This is a genomic window from Mesorhizobium sp. WSM4848, assembly GCF_055811375.1.
In genome coordinates this window covers 1-19,376 of record NZ_JBVVPX010000013.1, presented here as the reverse complement: position 1 = coordinate 19,376, position 19,376 = coordinate 1, and the positions used below count along the sequence as shown (strand labels likewise).

Here is a 19,376-nt window from a genome sequence, read left to right as displayed (position 1 = left end):
CACCGCATTCGCGTATCCTTGTGTTATTATTGTACCAGATCATGTCTCCGAGCGCCATCATTCCGGCAATGCGCTTTGAAGGAAGAAAGTCAGGACCGCCTCGTCCGGCGCGCCGAACCATTTCGCGTAGGTGTCTTGGAACTCACTGGACCTGAAGTGCCGGCTGAGCGAACGATCGACAGACAGCCGAAAATCGTCATCGTTCCTTGCCAGCGTGAGCGCGACGGGCTCATGGGTGAAGAACCTCTGCAAAATCATCAAGCTGTCCTTCTCTTCAATTTCCGCTGTCGTCTCCACCAGGATCGGCCGGGGCCCGAAGAAGACATCCGTGGCGCCTTCCAGAAGGCCACGCACGCCGGCTTCGAAGCTCTCGACTGGAACGACCTCCGCGGGAATCTGAAAGTGTTTGAGGCGCTCTGAGAGCCAGGTTTCCGCGCTCGTGCCGGCCACGACGGAAAAGGTCTGCTCCTCGAGAATATGAGCCGGCGAGGCGCGCCAGATCGGTCCCGACGGAGGGCGGCCCTCCAGCACATCCCTCAGAGCCGGGGGAGCATCCGCCCTGAGCATCGCGGCTACTCCGGACGGATAGATCGGAATCGAGAACGAGACAGTCTTTCGTCTCTCAAGAGTGACCGCGTCCGGTCCGCACAGCAGATCGACCTTGCCCTGCACGACTGGATCGAAACCCTCCCCGACAGTCACAGGCACCCATTCGATCTCCAGGTCAGAAAGATTGAGCTCGGCTCTGATCTCTTCGGCAATCTTTTGGCACAACGAAACCGAATAGCCGGCGGGACCACCCGATTGCTCCGCGAACGAGAACGGCCGCACGTCCGGCCGGTAGCCGAGCAAGAGCTTGTGCGCCTCGCGGATGCGGTCCAGCGTGGCGGCCGGGGATGGAACCGTATACAAAAGCCCCAACGCAAACGCGACTGCCAGGACTAGCAAGGTCTGCCGGTGGCTATGATGCCGCAATGAAAACTGTTGGGCGCGTTGCATGTTTAGTCTCCTCTCGAGGGCCTTGCTCCCCGGCAGTCAAGGGGCCGTGGTTGGTTCGACCGCCTCGCGCTGCCTGGTCGCGAAGCGAGGCGCGATAAAGCCCCAAATGATAAAGGTAAGCGCCGTCACCAGCATGCCGCCCATGACAGCCTCGTGCCCTGATGCGTAGAGGGCATAGGTGCTGTAAAGCATGGCCACCAAAGCAACAGCGACGTTTGCCCGGTACTTTGTCCCGGCAATGTTCGCGGTCTTCATCATCATTATGAGCGCAGACAGAGCGATGATGTAAGGAATCACGTTCGTCACGACCGCGAGATTCACTAGAGCCGAGAACTGCTCGCTCAGCGTAGGCGAGATCGTCATCAGTGCCAGCAGCGATTGCACGACGCCGAGAACGATCATTCCTGTGACCGGCGCACCCATGCTGTTTACTCGGGAAAAGAATGCGGGGAACATGCGTTCGTCGGCAGCCGACTTTCCGGTCTGGGCGATCGTGAACTGCCAGCCGAGCAGCGAGCCGAGGCAGGCAAGAATTGCGAGCGCCATGACAATGTTTCCGATAAACGGATTGAACATCTGCGCATATGCCAGCGCGAACGGGCCGGTCGACTGGGCTAGGTCGGCGTTTGGCACGATGCCCTGGATCACGGTCGTGGATAGAATATAGATCACCGCCGCGCCCAAGGTCCCGAACAGGCATGCCAACGGGACGTTGCGCTTCGGGTTCTCCACCGCAGCCGAATTCTGCGCGGCCGATTCCATGCCCAGAAAGGCCCATAGCGTCAGGGCAATGCTCGATCCCATACCTTCCGCGAGCGAAAGCCCGTTCGGATTCCATGCCTGCGCGAAGGTCTCTGAGCTGAACCAGAACCAGCCTATGATGGATATTCCGGCAACTGGAATGATCACGCCCCAGACCGTAATCGCGCCAATCCTTCCTGTGATGCTCGGGCCGCCGAAGTTTGCAACGGTAGTCAACCAAAGCAGTGCGATAAGTCCGATGCAGGTTGCTATCGGGGTCGACGAAAGCACCGGGAAGAAGCCGGCCAGGTAGCCGACGGCGGAGATGCCAATCGCCACGTTTCCAATGGCCAGCGAAAGGAAGTAGAGCAGGAACACCAAAAAGTAGCCTGGCTTCCCGTAAGCATCTTCGGCATAGGCCGACATGCCGCCAGGACGCTGATTAAACAGGCCCGCCTGCGCGAACCCGTACGCGATCGCCATCGATCCCACTGCTGTCACAATCCAGGACAGCAGCGATATCGCACCAACCTTTGCCATGTTCGTCGGCAGCATAATGATGCCGGACCCCATCATATTCACAGCGACGATCAAGGTCAGCTGGACCAGGGTCATGCGTTTTGGCTGTTCCGGCATGGACAGTCCTCCTTAGCGTCCCCTGTGGGCCCTACTGGCGCACCACGTAGGTGTGAAACTTAATACGGCCGTCGATCTTTTCCTGGAAAACGCCCTGAACCTCGTAGTTGAATCCAGGAAACCGATTGAATGATTCTTCGAAGGCAAGGAAGTAGTCGAGCATCGGACGGGCTCTCTCGTCCCAGCGTTCGCCGGGCACGACGACGCCGATGCCAGGCGGGTAAATCAGCGCAAGCGTGGCCGATATCCGGTCTTTGATGTTGGCCAGAGGTATATAGTCGACATCGTTCGCGACGAGCGCCTCGTAAGCCTTCTTGGAAGGCATCGCGAGTTCAGGGAAGCTGGACGCCCTGAAGCATTGCAGTTGAAGTCCCTTGACGTTGGCCACCCGATAGAAGTCGTGCATCTCATTGCAGATCTTGCGGATCGTATAGCCGGCATAGCGTTGGCTGTTCGCCGCGCACACGGTCGGCAGGACCTCGGGCAACGGCGCATCGCGATCCCATAGGTTCTTGAACTTGACCAGTTTCGCAATCAGCGTGTTGAGCTTGCTCTCGTCCTCCGCCGGTGTCATGAGAAAGAGTATGCTGTTGAGATCGCACTTTTCCGGCACGACGCGCTGTTCGCGCAGATAGTTGGCCACAACCGTCGCGGGCACGCCGAAGTTCAGGTAGTCGCCGGTCCTCCGATCAATCCCAGGCGTCACCAGCGCCAGCTTGTTGGGATCGACCATCGCATAGCCGTCCACATAGCCTGAGTAGCCGTGCCACGTGGCCTCCGGATGGAAATTCCAGCATTGCTGCTCGCGCTTAAGCACGTCCGTGGGAAGGCTCTCCCATGGAGCAGCGTCAACGTCCGGGGTTATGGCAGAGCCGCGGATCGTCACCTTGTCGGGTACGAACGGGTCGAAGAACCATTTCTCTTCGTCGCCCTCGCCGTTATCCTCGTAGAATCGGCAGAATTCGCGCAGCTTTTTGCGGCAGTCGATCCCGAGCGCGATGCAACGATCCCAAAGCATCTCGCCGGCCTTGCCTTCGTGCACCTTCGCGTTTACCTCCAGCGAGGCGAACAGCGGATAGAACGGCGACGTCGACACGTTCATCAGGAAGGATTCGTTGAACCGCTTGTGCTCGATGAACCGGCGCTGGCCGCTGATATGCTGGTCGCGCTTGTGGATTTGCGATGCCTGCGAGAAGCCCGCGCCCTGCTTGTGAACGGATTGCGTGGAGAAAAGACCCGCCATCTGCGGCCCAAGATCCTCCAGGCGCATGGGGCTATGGTCTTCGAAAAGGGGGTGGAAGGCATTGTAGCCGATCCACGCTTCGTCCCAGAGGATGTAGTCGCAGAGATGACCGATTTTCTCCATGACCTTGCGGACATTGTAGACGGTGCCATCGTAGGTTGCGAGTTGAATGCACGCGAGCCGGAAGGGGCGTTCCGCCCTGTGCCGGTCAGGATCCTTTACGAGAGGATTGGTGCGGATTTGCTCGCGGAGATAATCTTCGTCCCAAGCATTCCAGTCGACGGCGCCGATCATGCCGAAGGAATTGCGGGCGGTCGGCAGGAAGATGGGGATCGCGCCGGCCTGGACCAGTGCGCCCTGGTGTAGCGATTTGTGATTGTTGCGATCGAACAAAACCAGATCATCGTGCTTGAGAGCGGCGTTTGCCACGATCTTGTTGGAGGTGCTCGTGCCATTGAGGACGAAGTAGGTCTTGTCGGCGCCGAATACCCGTGCGGCGTAGCGCTGTGCTTCTACGGCCGGGCCCTCGTGAATGAGGAGATCCCCGAGATCAACATCGGCGTTGCATAAGTCGTTGCGAAAGATGTTCTCGCCGAAATGCTTGAAGAACAGCTGGCCGGTCGGGGACTTCTGGTAGAACTGACCGCCCTGATGTCCCGGGCAGTCGAAGGCTATGTTGGCCTCGCCGTCATAAGCCATCAACCCCCCGAAGAATGGGGGCAACAGCGTCTTTCCATACATCAGCAGGCTGGCAACCACCTGCTTGGCGTAGAAGGCCGGGGTCTGCTGACCGAGGTAGATATAGCCGTCAACCTCGCCCGTCTGGATGAGTACCGCCATGTCAGCGAGCTGGTGCGAGTCGGCCAGCGCCCACAGCGGCGTACGGAACCCAATCGCCCTCACCGCCCTCGCCAGGCTGCGCGCACCTTCGAGTCGATCGCCGTCGATGGATGCAATGTAGGCCCCGACGGAGGCATCCTCGGAAACGTCGCGGTTTGGACTGTCAGCGATCTCGATCTCGAAGCCATCGGCTGCGATCTGCTCGAGCAAATTCTTCGTCAGGGGATTGCTGTCGTCAACGATCGCGACGATCTTGAGTAATTTGTGGAATGGGATCGCGGCAGTCGGGGATCTGACGTCACGAGGGATCATTTGGCTACCCCTTTCGCAATGCAGTCAATCAGGTAGCGTCTTCCCTCCGTAGTAGGCTCGAAGCGCAGCCCGTGAATGTCGGTTTCAAAGCCTGGAAACTTCTTGTCGAAGTCCCGAGCGTAGAGCAGATAGTCGTAGATCGACTTGGTTGCCTCGGTGATACGTTCACCAGGCATGATCAAAGGTATGCCTGGCGGGTACGGCACCACCATTACGCCAAGCGTTCGTCCCATCAGCGCGTCGATCTCAACGCTTTCCACACGGCCGCGCACGAGGCTTTCATAGGCATCGCAGGGCCGCATCGCCATCTCGGGCAACGTCGTGTACATCTCGCGCTGCGCCTTGGGTAGATTGTCTTCGCGATAGATCTTGTGAACCTGATCGCACAGGTCCTTGAGGCCCATTTTTCCATAAGCCCCCGGATGCGCGTCGACGAGCGCCGGTAGCACACCCTTCAGAGGCGCATTGGCATCGTATAGTTCCTTGAAATTGAGCAGCTCCGTCACCAGTGTGCTCCACTTGCCCTTGGTGATTCCCATCGAGAACAGCACCAGGAAAGAATAGAGTCCTGTCTTTTCGATCTCGATGCGTCGCGCCGACAAGAACTTGACGACCACGGCAGCGGGGATGCCATGTTCCTGCATGTCGCCATTCGCCGACAGGCCCGGGCTGAGGATGGTGACCTTGATCGGGTCCACCAGTACATGATTGTCAGCCAGACCCTCGAAGCCGTGCCAAGGATCACCTGGTTTCAGGACCCACTCGAACCTTGTCCCGGCAGGCAGCTCAGCGATGGCATCAGGCTGCCAGACGTCGAACCACCATGAACCGTGGACCTGCTTTCTGACGGCCGCCATTGCGCGGCGGAAGCTGAGCGCCTCCTCAATGGTTTCCTGAACGAGAGCCCGGCCTGCAGGTTGTTCCATCATCGCCGCGGCGACATCGCAGGAAGCAATGATGCCGTATTGCGGCGAGGTCGAGGTGTGCATCATGAACGCGTCGTTGAAGCGGGCCATGTCCAGCCGCTTCTTCTCGGCATGCTGTACGTGGATCATGGACGCCTGCGACCAGGCAGCCAGCAGCTTGTGTGTCGAGTGGGTTGCGAAGGTGATCGCGTTGGCCGAACGCGCAGGACTGGCCGACGAGATGCCGTGATAGCCATCGTAGAATTCGTGGAAATTGGCGTAAGCGTACCAAGCCTCGTCGAAATGAAGTATCTCGACAGAATTGCCGATGGTCTGCTTTACCGCATCGATATTGTAGCAAAGACCGTCATAGGTTGAGTTGGTCATCACCATCAGGCGGACCTTGCCGTCGGTCTCCTTGGCAAACTCACTCGCCGCGATCTTCTTCTTGATCGACTGTGGCGTGAACTGGTCCCTGGATATCGGACCAATGATGCCCAAGCCGTTACGGGACGGCACAAGATAGATCGGCGTTGCACCCGTCATGATCAATGAGTGCAGTATCGACTTGTGACAGTTACGGTCGCACAAAACCAGATCGCCACGGCTAACGGTTCCGTGCCAGACGATTTTGTTGGCCGTGGATGTACCGCCCACGACGAACAATGTCTCGTCCGCTCCGAAGATTCGCGCAGCGTTACGCTCGCCTTCCGCGATGGGACCGGTGTGGTCCAGGAGCGATCCAAGCTTGCCGACCGATACGGAGATATCGGACCGCAAGGTGTTTTCGCCGAAGAACTCGTAGAAGAGCAGACCGACCGGACTCTTGCGGAAAGCCACACCACCGCCGTGACCGGGCGTGTGCCAGGAGTAGCTGGCCTGCAAAGTGTATTCCATGAGCGCCTTGAACATCGGCGGTGGAAGGCGCTCGAGGTAGAGCTGCGCCGCGCGCACGATGACCCGCGCAATGAACTCAGGCGAGTCCTCGAACAGCCGCATGAAGGCATTGGCGTGCTTCAGGACCCTGGTCGGAACCATCTCGGCGGTGAGTTCGTCGCCGAAGAGGAAGATTGGCAGTCGATCGTTGCGACTGCGCTTGGACGCCAACACCTCCTCGAGGACCTGCCACCGCGTCTCGGCGTTCTCCGAGCCGTCTACGGAGATCAACCAGCACGATTCGTTATTGAAGATTTTGACGAGCCGCCGGGCATCCTCGTACGATACGCCAGCGACCACGCGGAATCCCTCTTTCTCGATCGCGGCAGCCAGTTGCTGCATCCCGCGACCGGCAGCGCTCTTGCCCTCGTAGTCTTCGTCGATGATCGCAATTGGGAATGCTTGAACTTCACGCATGGCTTAACCCACCCTGGGGGCCCAAGATTTCGGTGAGATTCGAGCTAATTTTCGAGCTTATGCAGAAATAGAGTGATGTGAAGGGTACATGCATCCTGAATCTGACCCTCATCGGCACAATCGTTGTGGACTACACGCCGACAGCAGCAACCGTGCGTATCTGCAAGCCTGATAGAGGTCTAGCAGGCGGTTGGCTATAAACTATGTTAACGACGTTGGCGTCTTGGTGCTATAGATTTGAGTTAACCAGAGAACGTAGTGGCGGCGGCGTTCGCTGCGCTGACGATCTCAACGCTATGTGGCGAATGGCAGCTTTGGTCGCGGGTCGCCCAGTATCTACGCCCTCATGCTGCTAAGATTGGCACGAATTGGTGGACCTGACAAGGAACGAGGCGAAAGTTACGGCAATCGAGGAAACAGGCTATGGCACGGTGTTGATGCCGCAGGTTGGAGCGTCGGGTTCGCCCGCTGCGATCTGTCCGACAGAACAGCACGTGTGCAGCCGACCAGCCGCGGTCCCTCAACCGCCTAACGCGATGGTCAGCGCAACCAACAGGCAACCGAGCAAAACCATGGAACCGGCCGTCCACCACGGCCGGTACTACCAGGTGTCCGAACGCGTAACCAGCGATCAGCATTATCGCAATGGCGATTGAGTTTGAGATCCGAAGCGCAGTTCGGGCATCCTGCACAAGCAGGAACGGAACAATGATGGGCATCGTAGAGCCGAACACCAGAACAAAAACAGCCGCGGCGCCTAGCCAGTCCTCTCTCTTGAGTCCTGCCCGCGTTTTCGCCGTCGTGACCTTCGACAGCGTGGAATGCACCCTCTGTCGAGATCGGCAGGCGTCAATACCGACGCCACCAGCAAAGGCAGCCTGTCAGCTATTGCCGCCCGTGCCTCTTCGGGTGTGCAGCCTGGTGCACCTTGGCAATGGTGCGCTGGTCTGCTGCCCGATCGGCAAGACACCCCATGAGATACATGATTGCATCGATGAGGGCCCAAGCCAGATTGCAGCCGATCGCGCCGACCAGCATTGCACGCACTTCCAGTCGGCCCACCCCTGCAACGCTCATCGAGCCGGTAAAGGTAAGCGCCATTATAAGGCCGAAAAGCACTTCGGAAATCCGCTCGATAGGTTCGAGCACTCGCATCGATGCACCCAGATGCCCAGCGCCCATTGAACAAGTCGTGGCCCGCGATGTGCGTCATCACTGTGCCATGGGACGGATTTTACGATGCCGGCTGCGTCATTATCCATCTGGAACGCAAGGCGACACCATGAGGATAGCATTGTGATCTTCTCCTCGCCAGCGTGACCTCCTCGTCATCAGACACTCTTCTTGGAACGCGTCTCCCGCAAGGTCGACCTCGGTCGCGCGATGCGGGTCTGCGTAAATTGCGCTAGCGGATTGAGAACGGATACCTCATGACGGTATCGCTATTCGGCCCAGCCGACGTCCGCAGTAAAGGCTATTGTTAACCAGCGATTGTGTCCTTCATCGCCAATTGCTGTACCTATCTGGTCGCGGATGCGATCCCATTCCTCGATGCTCTTTGGAGGTAGGTTCGCCGGCACGATAAAGTAGAGTTCTATTTGCGTGGCCCGTCCAACTTTTGCGGCGTAAGCTCTATGGGACAGAAATCCTTCCCGCTGTACTGTCTCGGTGGCAATTCGGTCAACGTGAGCTTTGAGATCGACAGGTGTTATGAGCAAGATCTCGGACAGAGCTTGGCGCACCGCGCCGATGGGCAACGGGATAATCACTACGCAAACCAACGCCAGAACGACAGGATCGACGTATGGCGAAATCCAGGCAAGTGGTGTTCCGCCTACCGCCTGACCGATTAGGAAAGCGATCAAGAGGGCCGACGTTATGCCGGCGGACATTATCCATGCCTTGACATCCAATGCGATAAAATCCGACTGCAGACTCCTATTTACCCGCGTGCCTATTAACGCCATTGCCAGACAGACCGCGAGGGTGACAACGGCATAGACAATCGCGATGCCAAAGCGCAGTTCGTTGCCCCCGTGTAAAATGGTGATTACCCCGTTGATAAGGGCGTAGCTTGCAACGGCAATAAGGAGGGTGCCATTGAGGCCAAGCACGATAGGCTCCAGATGCCAGAATCCCATCGTGAAGCGATTGCGCAGCCTGCCCGACAATGCATCGGTCTTCGCCGATCTTACAATGAGGCTGGATACCCAAAGAGCCAGGATTGTCATCCCCGCATCGCCAAGAGAATAGGCGCCGTCAAAAGCGATCGAGAACGAGCCCGACAACAGGCCGAAGACAATTCCAAAGGCCGCGACGGCAACCGTTGCAAAAATCGAGGTGCGGAGGAAGCCTTGTTCGCTGAACATCTCTCTCAATCAGCTTACGAGCGGAGAGCCGAACCAGTCTTGTGCTGCGTTAGTTGTCGCTCACGCAATTGCTGAATACAGAACCCAATTAGGGGATTATAGCACGGTCTGGGCAAACCGGTCGGCTTCTTCGATCGAAATCTTCCGACCTTTCGCCGCAGCTTCTGCGGTGTTGGTCGGATTGCCGAGTTTTATGCCAGTGATCTTGCGCGAGGCGAGGGCGGCTTTAGTCCGTTCCGAGATCAGCCGCCGCTCTTTCTCGGCGAGCGCGGCATAGAGGTGCAACATGAACGGATCGGCATCGGCACCGAGTTCGGCGACGATGAAAGGAACGCGCTGGACTATCAGGCCGGCAATGAAGGCGACTTCGCGTAAGAGTCGGTCAAGCTTAGCCACAACGACCGGGCATTTGAACTGTCGGGCAAGGGCGAGGGCAGCTGTCAGTTGCGGACGTCGATCAAGAGCATCCGCGCCCTTTCCTGTTTCGATCTCGGTGAACTCCTGGAGGATGATCATTCCCTCCGCCTCGGCGAAGCGGGCGACCGCGGCACGTTGGGCCTCGATGCCCAAGCCTGAACGTCCTTGCCTCTGAGTGGAGACACGATAGTAGGCGACTGGGCGCGGCATGTTGCTAATCCCTGGGGTGTGCTCACAGGAGAATGAGAAGCAACTTTTAAGTGGTTGTTTATGAAATCTTCCGGTCACCGGCGAGCGTAGCATGGCGCACCAGCCGGTTTCCTCCATCAGACGCACTCCCGACTAGGCGACCGGGATGAGAAGCCATCACAAGCGTTCTACGACGTAAATTGACCCCAAGTGGACCTTCTTATCGCGAGGCGGCAGTGACCGCTCAAGGGGGAAAGCGGACCGATGTATGCCTCATGCGTTGACATCAGGCGACCGGCGGCCAGTTTAGTGTGGGTGCCAAAGCTGTTGTGCTCTATCGGAAGATGCTAGGTTACCTCTTACCTCTCGGCTACCGCCCCATCCTGTCGCTTCTTCGCGGCACGGGCTTCCTGCTTGCAGCAACAGGGTTGCATGGCTTGCTCTTGCCGCTGCGCGGGCAGGCGGAGGGGTTCTCGACTGCGTCCCTTGGGTTACTCGGAACCGCCTGGGCGGGCGGTTTCGTCGCCGGCTGCATCTTGGCACCTCGGCTTGTCCGCCAGATCGGGCACGTCCGCGCATTCGGCACCTTTGCGGCTTCTGGCGCAATCATCGCGCTGCTCACCGGCCTGATCGTTGACCAGTACGTATGGATTGTTCTGCGCGCCTTCACTGGCTTCGTGATGGCCGGCGCTTACATGATCGTCGAGAGCTGGTTAAACGAGAAGGCGACCAATGAGAGCCGGGGCACCGTCTTCGGCCTTTACATGATTGTGTCATATGCCTCGCTCGTGGCCGGCCAGATGATCGTCGTCTTGGGAGACGTGAGGAACGCGTCGCTGTTCATGGTCGCCGGGATCTTCTTCTGCCTCGCCTTAATCCCGACGGCAGTGTCATCGGCAGCGACGCCAAAACCACTAGAGGATGTCGCCCTCGATCTGAAAGGTTTGTATGCCACTTCACCGCTCGCCCTGATCGGCTGTTTCCTGACCGGCGTTGCCAACGGAGCCTGGGGAACGCTCGGAGCCGTCTATGGTGCCCGCATCGGTATCAGCAACACGGGTATTGCAGTGATGGCAAGCGCAGTTGTTCTCGCCGGTGCCGCTCTCCAGTTTCCGGTGGGCCGGCTGTCCGATATCACCGACCGCCGCCATGTGCTGGCCGGTGCGGCGGTCGGAGCGGCCGTCTTCGCGCTCCTCGTCTTCGTCCTCCAGCCGCGGTCGGCCGCATTGGTCATAGTTACCACCGCGGCCTACGGTGCCCTGGCCTACACCCTCTATTCGGTCGCAGTGGCACATGCCAACGACCGCGCCCGTCCAGAGGAGTTCGTCAAGGTGTCGAGCGGTCTGCTGCTGTTCTATGGCTTCGGCACGATGGTCGGGCCGGTGCTGGGGGCCGTGCTGATGGCCGAGATGCGGCCCGAGAGCTTGTTCCTCGCTACCGCTTTCGCGCACACTCTGCTCGCCGTATACGCGCTGGTCAGCATCAGGAGCCGCGCTCCGGTATCGCAGGCTGCCAAGGAGGCGTTCAGGACACTGCCGGTCGAGCAGGCTGGGACGCCTGAATCGCTGCGGCTGGATCCACGAACCGGCCCGGCCGCAGAGTGAAACCAGGCGGCAAGTCTGACAATCCCGTCGGGAATGCGTCGCTGTGTCGCTTGCCGCCGTCTGTAGATTGTGCGCTTTGCACAGCCGCTCCCTACAGTGGAGTGTCCTATCTCGGCCGATATTGTTGAAAAGTCCGGCGCCCCGAACGCTTCCAGGCGTTCGATAATCGTGGTCTGAGTCAACCCGTCCTTGTGGAGGCGATCCCTTGCTTCGTCCATCCAGAAGAGATCGCTGTGCGGCGGCCGCTTCGCGTTCAGATCCCTGACGGCGCCTCGAGCAAGACGAAGATTGCTGAGATCTGCAGGAAACACGCCATCAGCGCCAATGCGCTGTGAACCGGATTCCGCGCCAGGATCACGGTCCGTGCCGTGATCACGGACGCCGCAGCGAACAGAAGAAAGAACGCCTGATCCATCGACGCCAACCCTCCGCCGCGATCTGTCACTCGGCGCAAGGCGGCCGGGTTTGAGATAGCTGCGCACTTCAGATGCGTCTACAAATTGTGCCCTAGTATCGAATTTTTCTCAAGATTACATGGTTTGGCGCTACGCAATGCCCAAGTCTCACTGATACGGTGTGCGATCCGCAGCCTGCTTATCCGTTGTTCAGGCTGCCGAAGGAGGTCCGGCACGGCTTCAGAAACCCAGAAAAAAGACGTCGCCTTTGGCGAGCTTACCCCGCCCAGATGTAGTGAATAATCTCTTCGGCCTCGCGCTCGACCTCCTCGATGCGCTTCTTCACCACGTCGCCGATCGAGACAATGCCGTCGAGTTGGCCGTTCTTCACCACGGGCAGGTGGCGGAAGCGGCCTGTGGTCATGATCTCCATGACCTGGTTGATCGTGTGGTTCTCGGTGCAGAGGTTGACCTTGGCGGTCATTGCGTGACGGACACTCTGCTCCAGGGCCGCAGCCCCATGCTTGTTCATGGCGCAGACGATGTCGCGCTCGGACACGATGCCGACCACCTTGCGATCACCATTGGTAACGACCAGTGCGCCGATCCTGTGTTCGGCGAGCCTGTTGATCGCCACGGCGAGCGTCTCGTTCGGGCCAATCGTCTCGACGGCTCGACCCTTGTCCTCAAGAATCGCTTTGACGTTCATGGCTTCCTCCAAGCGCTGCTACGCTCCGGCCTCCGCCCCGTCTCCCTCTCGGTGCATTTTCTGCCCCATCGTGCGCCGCGCGCCTTGATATTTCAAGTCCGACTTGAAATCTCAGGCCACAGTGCTTTCTGGCGGTAGGCCTTCATGATTGGCTTACACAATCGCCGCCTGCTACAGGGGTCGCCCTTGCCGGCGCCGATGCTCATCGATCAGCCGAGAGCGCCGCCACGGATTCCCAAGGGAAGCCGATTCCGTCGGACTCATGGGCGGCATGCCTGGTTCCTCTAGATGCATGCCGCTTTCGTCTATTTTCGCAAGCGCCCCTGAAACCTCAGGCGGCGTGCAGGTGCCGTTCAGCGTCCGGTGCAGCGATTTTGGCAAGCGGCGCGAGGCTCGAACTTTCGCCCTTCAGAGCGATATCACTCAGCGAGATGAGTCATTCGCTTCTGCCAGTTGAGCACTGGAAGGTGACGCACCCGGCGCGCCTGCGTTTGTTCAAGCGCCTGCTCCAGGGCCTGGTACTCGAAACAGAAGAATATGCCGGGCGACATCACAGCGTCGGACGCGAATCCTTCGTGGTAAAACATCCGGGTCGATCGAGTGAACGGTGGAATCACTATGGCGGGCGTTACTGTGACAAGACGATCAGGATCGTCATTGATCATGTGCGGCAGATGAACTCCCGGACCGTCGAAGATCCTACGCTAATCTACTCCAAAACAGCCGCTTCGCCGAATTTATTAGGTCTTTCCCCTACTCCCACTCAATCATCAATTAGACTATCATCTCATTGATTTTACTGATGAAATCATATAATCTGATTTCGCATACCGTCAATAATACCGTCAGATTCCTACGCTGTTGAAAAGACTGAAACAATGTGGTCGACGCCGCGGTATGCACACTTTTGACTGCATTATTTACGGGCTGTCATTCGGCGAGGCAAAGCTGGAGTTCTCCGACCATAAGGCAAGGACGGGCTTTGCTCATGCTCGACAGCTCACGCGCATGCTGGACCACACTGCTCGACGCGTCGATCTAAATTCATAATGGCTTACGAGTTTCCCTGCCGCCGGCTCTGTCGGCCATGCGACGGGTGGTAGAGAGCCGACGGGCGGTAGAAAGCATAGCCAGTTGTCCTGCGACGGCGTTGTTGGGGGTAAGACATGCGCCCTTCCCTGCCCCACAATGCTGCGGCGAATTCGCGCCTCCTCACCTTTTGCCGAACCTGCTGAACGCCGGAGATATCGGCAATCGCCGCTCGCTGCCGACAGGTTTGCACGGGTGCGGCTGCCTGGTGAGTGCCGGCGCGTCAGTGCCTGAACCGCTTGTGTAACGTAGGGCCAGCCGCTCCGGCAATAAAGCTAGAGTGCGACCAGCTCGGCGAGCTTGGCCGCCACGTCTGCCATCGGCTCTTCTGCGGTGCTCAGGCCGCTTCGCGAGCCCAGCAGGGGGCTGACGTTGCGGAGAGCTTCGTACGTCGTGTTGTGGACGATAGGAACGAGCTGTTCACGCGCTAGAAGTGCCGAAAGCTCCTTGTCGGCGATGCCCTCTGCTGGGAGGCGGCGCAGCAGCGCGGGAGTAACCAGCACGATCCCGACTCGCGACTTCACCAGTCCCTTGTCGATTTCGCGAAGCAACGGCGTGCCGAGGGCAACGTCCTTTTCGCTGAACCAGACCGAGACACCGAGTGATTCGAGCAGATCGTGCAGCTCCTTGGCAGCCCCCTGCCGGTCGTCCCACGCGTGACATAGGAAGACATCACGAAGGTCAGGTAGTTCCGCTCGGCTCTCGACAGTGTGGCGGATAGGCGTGAGTGCCCGCACTTCTGTAGGCGTGTACAACACGGACGAGCCAGCTTTCGACCAACTTGCTTTTATGCGGCCGGACCCGCCGCCGCTGCTCCGGCCGCCCCCGCTGCCCCCCGACGAGGAATAGTAGGACAGGGCCGGGGACGAGTACGACCCGCTGCTATATCCACCGTAGCGCCCGTAGCGGTGACGGCACGCAGGGCAGTTCGCCGCAGCGCTCGCTGAGCGGTGGCCCTCTCTTGGCGCTGTGCATCTAGCCATGTGAACGTCCCCCAATGTCTTTCTCTAACAAGCTCCCGCTTGGGAGCTCAAATTCGTCAAGTGCTATATCGCTTTAGTCGGCGTTATTGATAGTCTACTGTTGCAAAACTCACGATTCTTGCATCGGGCGAAAAAGTACACCAACTAGTACTCTGACAAGATGCAAAATCTGATGGAGGTGGATTTCACTGAAGACGGGGGAGTTCGCGCCGATCAACGGACGTCCGCTTTGGAGCAACGGAATTGTCGCCCGGAACGGCCGAACTGGGAGCGCGTCGCGCCTCAATGAGAAGTTTATCGAACTTGCATTGAAGAAGTGCGTGTCGTTCCAGGGCATCGTGGATAGATAGGTAGTCGAGTACGTCTGATCCTGAGTCGGGCGACCGGCATTGACCGGGAATTCGTTGCCGAGCGTACCGTACCCACGCAGGATCTTGTTGAGTGTCTCCTCGCGGTCGATGGCAAGCTTTAGCGCCATCCTCAGATCGTTGTTGTCAAATGGCGCGGTGTCGCAGAATGACCTCAGGTGGGTAAGCGCCTGATCATATCCACGACCTTGATATAACCGTCGAGGACGTCGCCGGATCGAGACTGTCGGCTGCCCCAGCACCACTAAGGCCGCCCCCGATGACACCGCCGCGGACCGGCCCCTCAGCCCCTGATTTCTGAGTGACCTGCGCCATGTGGCCCAGCGGGGTCAGTACAGGTTTCTCGTAAACGCGCTTAACTGGAGCAGTACGCATAGATGCGCGCGCGCCGCTGGCGAGGATCGAATTTGCGAACGTGGCTGAAACGCCGAGCGCCGTCGCATGTCCGAGAAATTCACGTCGGCTCAGCCGACCCGCAGCTAAACGGCGGCTGAGATAGTCGAGTTCCTGCGACATTGAGATGCTCCTCACTCGGATGGGTGTTCGCTGTGGCCTTTATCGAAGCCCTATTTCGACAATATCAACTCATTGGAGCGCTTTACGGTCAAGATCCTGCTATTAACGCAGGAAATTGGCGTTCTTTCCTTTCCTCGTGCACAGTTCGTTTCATCGAAAACGGTGCTGGGACCACCGGAGTCGGTACGCGCGAGATAGGGCGTCAGTTGTCTCGCCCCGCGGCTGGTGCTTCCCGCGATCATGCAGCCGACATGGTCGAGGACAAGGAGCTTCGCCTTGTCAACTACTGCTGCCGGCAGTTCGTCGTATGTGAGGCTGGCGACCGTATTGGCAACGTCTAGTGTCAGCGACATAGTTTCAAACCGCAATGAGGAACCTGCGCTATTACCGGGGCCGCAGACACTGCTAGCGAGACTGCCGCGAGTCCACAAAGGCAAATTATGAGGTTGGCTTTCACTTCTTTCCTCTTCTTTGGATTTCCCCACTCTAAGCGATGTCATTTTTTCGCGCATTTGCGGATAGTTATGATCGTGCGTATTTCGTTATTCGACTGCGATAAAGAGAGCGTGCTCTCGGGCGCGCGCCTGCGTCACTTCGATCGTGCAAGGGGCGGGCACCGGCGGTGAGGTAGCTCGCCCTACACTGCGCGTCCGAGGGTTGCTCGGGCGGTCCGAGCCGATCCTCATCACAGGAGGACGAGCCGTGGCAGATTATAGGGAAGCATTTGTCGGAATCGATGTCGCCAAGCTGAGGAATGCCATCGCGATTGCGGAAGCCGGCCGGGAGGGAGAGGTTCGGTTCTTCGGCGAGGTCGACGCATCGGATACGAGCATGCGCCGCGTTATCCAACGGATCGCCGCCAAGTTCGGTCGCATCCACCTCTGCTACGAGGCGGGCCCAACCGGCTATGGCCTTTACCGGCTGATCCGTTCCCTTGGCCATGAATGCACCGTGGTCGCGCCATCGCTGATTCCAAGGAAGCCTGGCGATCGGGTGAAGACGAACCGCCGGGATGCTCTTTCATTGGCAAGGCTGCTGCGCGCCGGCGAACTGACGGCGGTATGGGTTCCCGATGAAGATCACGAAGCCATGCGAGATCTCGTTCGCGCCCGGGCAGCCTGCGGGTCCATCGCCAGCAGGTGAGCGCTTTCATGCTCAAGCATGGTCGTGCCTATCCGCGCACGAAGAACTGGACCATGCGCTACCTGCGTTGGTTGCAGGAGCAGCGGTTCATTATCCTGCACATCAGATCGCGCTCCAGGAAATGGCCGAAGCGGTGCGCGTCTCGAAAGAGCGTGTGGAACGGCTTGAGCGCGTGATCGAAGAGTTCATCCCGAACTGGTCGCTGGCGCCGATCGTGGGAGCGCTCCAGACATTGCGTGGGGTCGATCTGATCGTCGCCGTGACGTTCGCCACCGAGGTCGGCGACGTAAGCCGTTTTGAGAGCCCTCGCCAGCTCATGGGCTATCTGGGCCTCGTTCCCGGCGAGCGGTCGACTGGAGAGACAATCAGGCGTGGCGGCATCACCAAGGCAGGGAATGGCCGCGTTCGCCACATGCTAGTCGAGAGCGCCTGGACCTATCGACATCCACCGCGGATCGGCAAGGCGAAGCTGTACCGGTTGGAGCAGGCACCGCCGAAAGTCCGTGACATCGCATGGAAGGCTCAGGGCCCGCCTGACGACCCGGTATCGAAAGCTGGTTGCGCGAGGCAAGCGAACGACGGTGGTCTGCACGGCGATCGCCCGCGAACTAGTCGGCTTCATGTGGGCCGTCGCCAGGGAGGCACGCTCCACCTGATCGCTCGCCGCGGCAGTGTACACCTCGCGCATGGGCGGAGGCGGGACCACGGCCAGGGGAATGCCCGTCCGCGCCCTTGCGGAAGTCCACTGGCTTCGTCGCCACCATGACCTTGACCCCCGTCGGCCCGATCACGTCGTTGCCTTAAGCGCGCGGATTATAGCAGCCACCGTCTTGGTGTCGGCGCCGCGGCCAACGCGTATGGCGACACCGCCGATCTCAAGCTCGATCACTCCGGCGTCGCGGACCGCCTTCTGCTTCCGTGGTCGTCCTGGGCGCTGCGCCACCGGTTCCGGCAAAGACGCTGCAACCACCGCACGAACGAACAGGGATTCTGATGCCGTCGCCTCTGCCGATGGCTGACGCGCGGCACGGCGCCAGGCAAACAATTGCTGCGGGGAAAGCGCATATCGGCGAGCTACAGCACAAACCGTCACGCCAGCCTCGTAGCTCTCCGCAACGATCCGCGCCTTCTCCTCTGGAGGCCACTCGCGTCGCCGGCCGGAGCCCGTGAACACCTCGAACCGGCGCACCGGCTCCAAATCGTTCGACTTAAGCGTTAGCTCTGAAATCGTCATATGTCGAAGCCCTCAAAGGCTCCGAACATCGTCCTTCATGCCGATCTCCGAAAGGTGCCGTCGGAACACCGCTTACGTTTCATCTTGGTTTATGGTCAAATCGGCGTGGGGCCCACGAGGGTGGGTAAAACCGGCGTAAGGCCCCTGAGGGTGCGAGCCGCAGATTATCGCGGCGAACCTGTCAGTTCCCTCCGGAGATGCCGCAGAGCAATGGAAGGGCCGAACGAAGCTCTTAACACTTGGCCAACGTCTCAGTGCTCGATTGGTCTTGTGAACTCCGAGGCCACAACCGTAACGCAAACTGTGACGCCGATGGAAAATCTCGGTCTTCCGATCGCAATGACGTCAAGGCCCGCGTGACCACCTACAACATCGCAGCACACGGCAGTACCCGGCATGATCGTCACGGCTTTCCGGTGCCGTTGCGGCTCAACGCGCTGCGTTCACGGCGGAATTCGTGCAGGGAGAGTTTCTCGCGGAAGGCGCACTGGACGGGTTCAACGAGGAGGCGCGCCATCTTGTCTATCTAATCGCCGATATGGGACTCAGGCTCTCTGAAGCGGCAAACCTCACCACTGAAACAATCCACCTCGATCATGAAATCCCAAACATCGTCCTCAAAACGAGCATTCCGCTCGACCCGCTGATCGGAACCTACCGAACAAGCAAATTGCGAGCGCGCTTTAGATTGCCAGGCGCTTCGGCAGGCATTTGCAGACCATCGATTGCGATAAGCGCTCCTTTTGGCGATGCCACTTAGGTTATGATGAATTGCAAAAAGCTCAAGACTGTTTGGCTGACCATCGATTCCGGCCGACTGCTCGGCCATTAATTTCACATAATTTCACATTCCAAACAGAGACGAAAGTTGGCCCAGCGCTTACGGCCGAAATGCTCGCCTAGGCAGTTGGATGCACCGTAACGGACGCGAGGCTTCCGCGCCGATTCCAAATCCTTTGCTCTTCGGCCGTCCCCTCGTCCGTCTTGACTAGTACGAGCCCACAGCCTATTTCAGCGCCACGTTAGCACTCTCCACTGGCGAGTGCTAACCACGCTCCGGCAACGGAGAACCTTTCAACCTCCGCACCAGGGATATCCAAAATGGCAAAGTCGAATTTCCGGCCGCTGCATGACCGCGTGGTCGTTCGTCGGGTCGAATCCGAATCCAAGACCTCCGGCGGCATCATCATCCCCGATACGGCTAAGGAAAAGCCGCAGGAAGGCGACATCATCGCCGTTGGTTCCGGCGCCCGTGACGAAGCCGGCAAGCTCGTCCCGCTGGACGTCAAGGCCGGCGATCGCATCCTGTTCGGCAAGTGGTCGGGCACCGA

General features: G+C 59.0%; 16 protein-coding genes and 3 pseudogenes. 3 read left to right on the top strand and 16 right to left on the bottom strand.

Annotated features, from left to right (window positions below):
• Window positions 1-57: 57 nt before the first annotated feature.
• From AC0L16_RS14315 to AC0L16_RS14285, 7 genes are all read right to left on the bottom strand, one after another.
• Window positions 58-999: an amino acid ABC transporter substrate-binding protein gene (locus AC0L16_RS14315; protein ID WP_473621488.1), complete on the bottom strand. Its 942-nt coding sequence runs from the start codon at window positions 997-999 to the stop codon at window positions 58-60.
• Between the two features lie 36 nt (window positions 1,000-1,035).
• Window positions 1,036-2,376 carry a putrescine-ornithine antiporter gene (gene potE / locus AC0L16_RS14310; protein WP_473621486.1) on the bottom strand — a complete coding sequence of 447 codons (1,341 nt, stop codon included), beginning with the start codon at window positions 2,374-2,376 and terminating at the stop codon, window positions 1,036-1,038.
• Window positions 2,377-2,407: 31 nt separating this feature from the next.
• Entirely contained in the window at window positions 2,408-4,771 is a 2,364-nt protein-coding gene (gene speC, locus AC0L16_RS14305) for an ornithine decarboxylase (RefSeq protein ID WP_473621485.1), read from the bottom strand.
• The gene (locus AC0L16_RS14300) at window positions 4,768-7,029 is read right to left on the bottom strand and encodes an Orn/Lys/Arg family decarboxylase (RefSeq protein ID WP_473621483.1); all 2,262 of its coding nucleotides are present in this window, start codon (window positions 7,027-7,029) and stop codon (window positions 4,768-4,770) included. Before AC0L16_RS14300 ends, speC begins: the two co-directional genes overlap by 4 nt.
• Before the next feature lie 885 nt (window positions 7,030-7,914).
• Window positions 7,915-8,184, bottom strand: a complete 270-nt coding sequence (locus tag AC0L16_RS14295) for a hypothetical protein (RefSeq protein ID WP_473621482.1) — start codon at window positions 8,182-8,184, stop codon at window positions 7,915-7,917.
• 287 nt (window positions 8,185-8,471) lie between these two features.
• Window positions 8,472-9,398, bottom strand: coding sequence for a cation diffusion facilitator family transporter (locus tag AC0L16_RS14290; RefSeq protein WP_473550730.1), 927 nt, complete (start codon window positions 9,396-9,398; stop codon window positions 8,472-8,474).
• 96 nt (window positions 9,399-9,494) lie between these two features.
• Entirely contained in the window at window positions 9,495-10,142 is a 648-nt protein-coding gene (locus AC0L16_RS14285) for a recombinase family protein (RefSeq protein ID WP_473621481.1), read from the bottom strand.
• A gap of 206 nt (window positions 10,143-10,348) precedes the next feature.
• On the opposite strand from AC0L16_RS14285, the gene AC0L16_RS14280 reads away from it, so the two are divergent.
• Complete coding sequence (locus AC0L16_RS14280) at window positions 10,349-11,608, top strand: MFS transporter (protein ID WP_473621623.1); 1,260 nt, start codon at window positions 10,349-10,351, stop codon at window positions 11,606-11,608.
• Between the two features lie 265 nt (window positions 11,609-11,873).
• Here AC0L16_RS14280 and AC0L16_RS14275 read toward each other — a convergent pair.
• The 7 genes and pseudogenes from AC0L16_RS14275 to AC0L16_RS14245 all read right to left on the bottom strand — a co-directional run.
• Window positions 11,874-12,023 (bottom strand): annotated as a pseudogene (locus AC0L16_RS14275) (NADH-quinone oxidoreductase subunit J); the annotation flags it as partial.
• 257 nt (window positions 12,024-12,280) lie between these two features.
• Window positions 12,281-12,712, bottom strand: a complete 432-nt coding sequence (locus AC0L16_RS14270; RefSeq protein ID WP_473621479.1) for a CBS domain-containing protein — start codon at window positions 12,710-12,712, stop codon at window positions 12,281-12,283.
• 419 nt (window positions 12,713-13,131) lie between these two features.
• Window positions 13,132-13,377, bottom strand: a complete 246-nt coding sequence (locus tag AC0L16_RS14265) for a hypothetical protein (protein WP_473621478.1) — start codon at window positions 13,375-13,377, stop codon at window positions 13,132-13,134.
• Between the two features lie 699 nt (window positions 13,378-14,076).
• Window positions 14,077-14,784: a toll/interleukin-1 receptor domain-containing protein gene (locus tag AC0L16_RS14260; RefSeq protein WP_473621477.1), complete on the bottom strand. Its 708-nt coding sequence runs from the start codon at window positions 14,782-14,784 to the stop codon at window positions 14,077-14,079.
• Window positions 14,785-15,160: 376 nt separating this feature from the next.
• Window positions 15,161-15,382: pseudogene (locus AC0L16_RS14255) on the bottom strand (ABC transporter substrate-binding protein); the annotation flags it as partial.
• The gene (locus AC0L16_RS14250) at window positions 15,327-15,668 is read right to left on the bottom strand and encodes a twin-arginine translocation signal domain-containing protein (protein WP_473621475.1); all 342 of its coding nucleotides are present in this window, start codon (window positions 15,666-15,668) and stop codon (window positions 15,327-15,329) included. The pseudogene AC0L16_RS14255 and the gene AC0L16_RS14250, both read right to left, overlap by 56 nt.
• A 50-nt stretch (window positions 15,669-15,718) precedes the next feature.
• Window positions 15,719-16,021 (bottom strand): MmgE/PrpD family protein, encoded by a 303-nt coding sequence (locus tag AC0L16_RS14245; protein WP_473621474.1) that lies wholly within the window; start codon window positions 16,019-16,021, stop codon window positions 15,719-15,721.
• Window positions 16,022-16,370: 349 nt separating this feature from the next.
• Between AC0L16_RS14245 and AC0L16_RS14240 the strand changes: the two are divergent.
• Window positions 16,371-17,467 (top strand): annotated as a pseudogene (locus tag AC0L16_RS14240) (IS110 family RNA-guided transposase).
• A gap of 131 nt (window positions 17,468-17,598) precedes the next feature.
• On the opposite strand, the gene tnpA reads toward AC0L16_RS14240, so the two are convergent.
• On the bottom strand, window positions 17,599-18,045 hold the full coding sequence (gene tnpA / locus AC0L16_RS14235; RefSeq protein WP_473621473.1) for an IS66-like element accessory protein TnpA: 447 nt from the start codon (window positions 18,043-18,045) through the stop codon (window positions 17,599-17,601).
• Window positions 18,046-18,571: 526 nt separating this feature from the next.
• The gene (locus AC0L16_RS14230) at window positions 18,572-18,874 is read right to left on the bottom strand and encodes a hypothetical protein (RefSeq protein ID WP_473621471.1); all 303 of its coding nucleotides are present in this window, start codon (window positions 18,872-18,874) and stop codon (window positions 18,572-18,574) included.
• 272 nt (window positions 18,875-19,146) lie between these two features.
• Between AC0L16_RS14230 and AC0L16_RS14225 the strand changes: the two genes are divergently transcribed.
• Window positions 19,147-19,376: co-chaperone GroES (locus AC0L16_RS14225; protein ID WP_473530963.1), on the top strand; the 230-nt coding region annotated here is incomplete at its 3' end.

What these genes read in the sequence shown, in the direction of transcription:
- potE (WP_473621486.1), bottom strand. Translation starts at nt 2,376, where the DNA reads ATGCCGGAACAGCCAAAACGCATGACCCTGGTCCAGCTGACCTTGATC.
- AC0L16_RS14260 (WP_473621477.1), bottom strand. Translation starts at nt 14,784, where the DNA reads ATGGCTAGATGCACAGCGCCAAGAGAGGGCCACCGCTCAGCGAGCGCT.
- tnpA (WP_473621473.1), bottom strand. Translation starts at nt 18,045, where the DNA reads ATGACGATTTCAGAGCTAACGCTTAAGTCGAACGATTTGGAGCCGGTG.
- AC0L16_RS14290 (WP_473550730.1), bottom strand. Translation starts at nt 9,398, where the DNA reads ATGTTCAGCGAACAAGGCTTCCTCCGCACCTCGATTTTTGCAACGGTT.
- AC0L16_RS14300 (WP_473621483.1), bottom strand. Translation starts at nt 7,029, where the DNA reads ATGCGTGAAGTTCAAGCATTCCCAATTGCGATCATCGACGAAGACTAC.
- AC0L16_RS14265 (WP_473621478.1), bottom strand. Translation starts at nt 13,377, where the DNA reads ATGATCAATGACGATCCTGATCGTCTTGTCACAGTAACGCCCGCCATA.
- AC0L16_RS14295 (WP_473621482.1), bottom strand. Translation starts at nt 8,184, where the DNA reads ATGCGAGTGCTCGAACCTATCGAGCGGATTTCCGAAGTGCTTTTCGGC.
- AC0L16_RS14280 (WP_473621623.1), top strand. Translation starts at nt 10,349, where the DNA reads ATGCTAGGTTACCTCTTACCTCTCGGCTACCGCCCCATCCTGTCGCTT.
- speC (WP_473621485.1), bottom strand. Translation starts at nt 4,771, where the DNA reads ATGATCCCTCGTGACGTCAGATCCCCGACTGCCGCGATCCCATTCCAC.
- AC0L16_RS14315 (WP_473621488.1), bottom strand. Translation starts at nt 999, where the DNA reads ATGCAACGCGCCCAACAGTTTTCATTGCGGCATCATAGCCACCGGCAG.
- AC0L16_RS14270 (WP_473621479.1), bottom strand. Translation starts at nt 12,712, where the DNA reads ATGAACGTCAAAGCGATTCTTGAGGACAAGGGTCGAGCCGTCGAGACG.
- AC0L16_RS14245 (WP_473621474.1), bottom strand. Translation starts at nt 16,021, where the DNA reads ATGTCGCTGACACTAGACGTTGCCAATACGGTCGCCAGCCTCACATAC.
- AC0L16_RS14250 (WP_473621475.1), bottom strand. Translation starts at nt 15,668, where the DNA reads ATGTCGCAGGAACTCGACTATCTCAGCCGCCGTTTAGCTGCGGGTCGG.
- AC0L16_RS14285 (WP_473621481.1), bottom strand. Translation starts at nt 10,142, where the DNA reads ATGGAGGAAACCGGCTGGTGCGCCATGCTACGCTCGCCGGTGACCGGA.
- AC0L16_RS14230 (WP_473621471.1), bottom strand. Translation starts at nt 18,874, where the DNA reads ATGGCCGAGCAGTCGGCCGGAATCGATGGTCAGCCAAACAGTCTTGAG.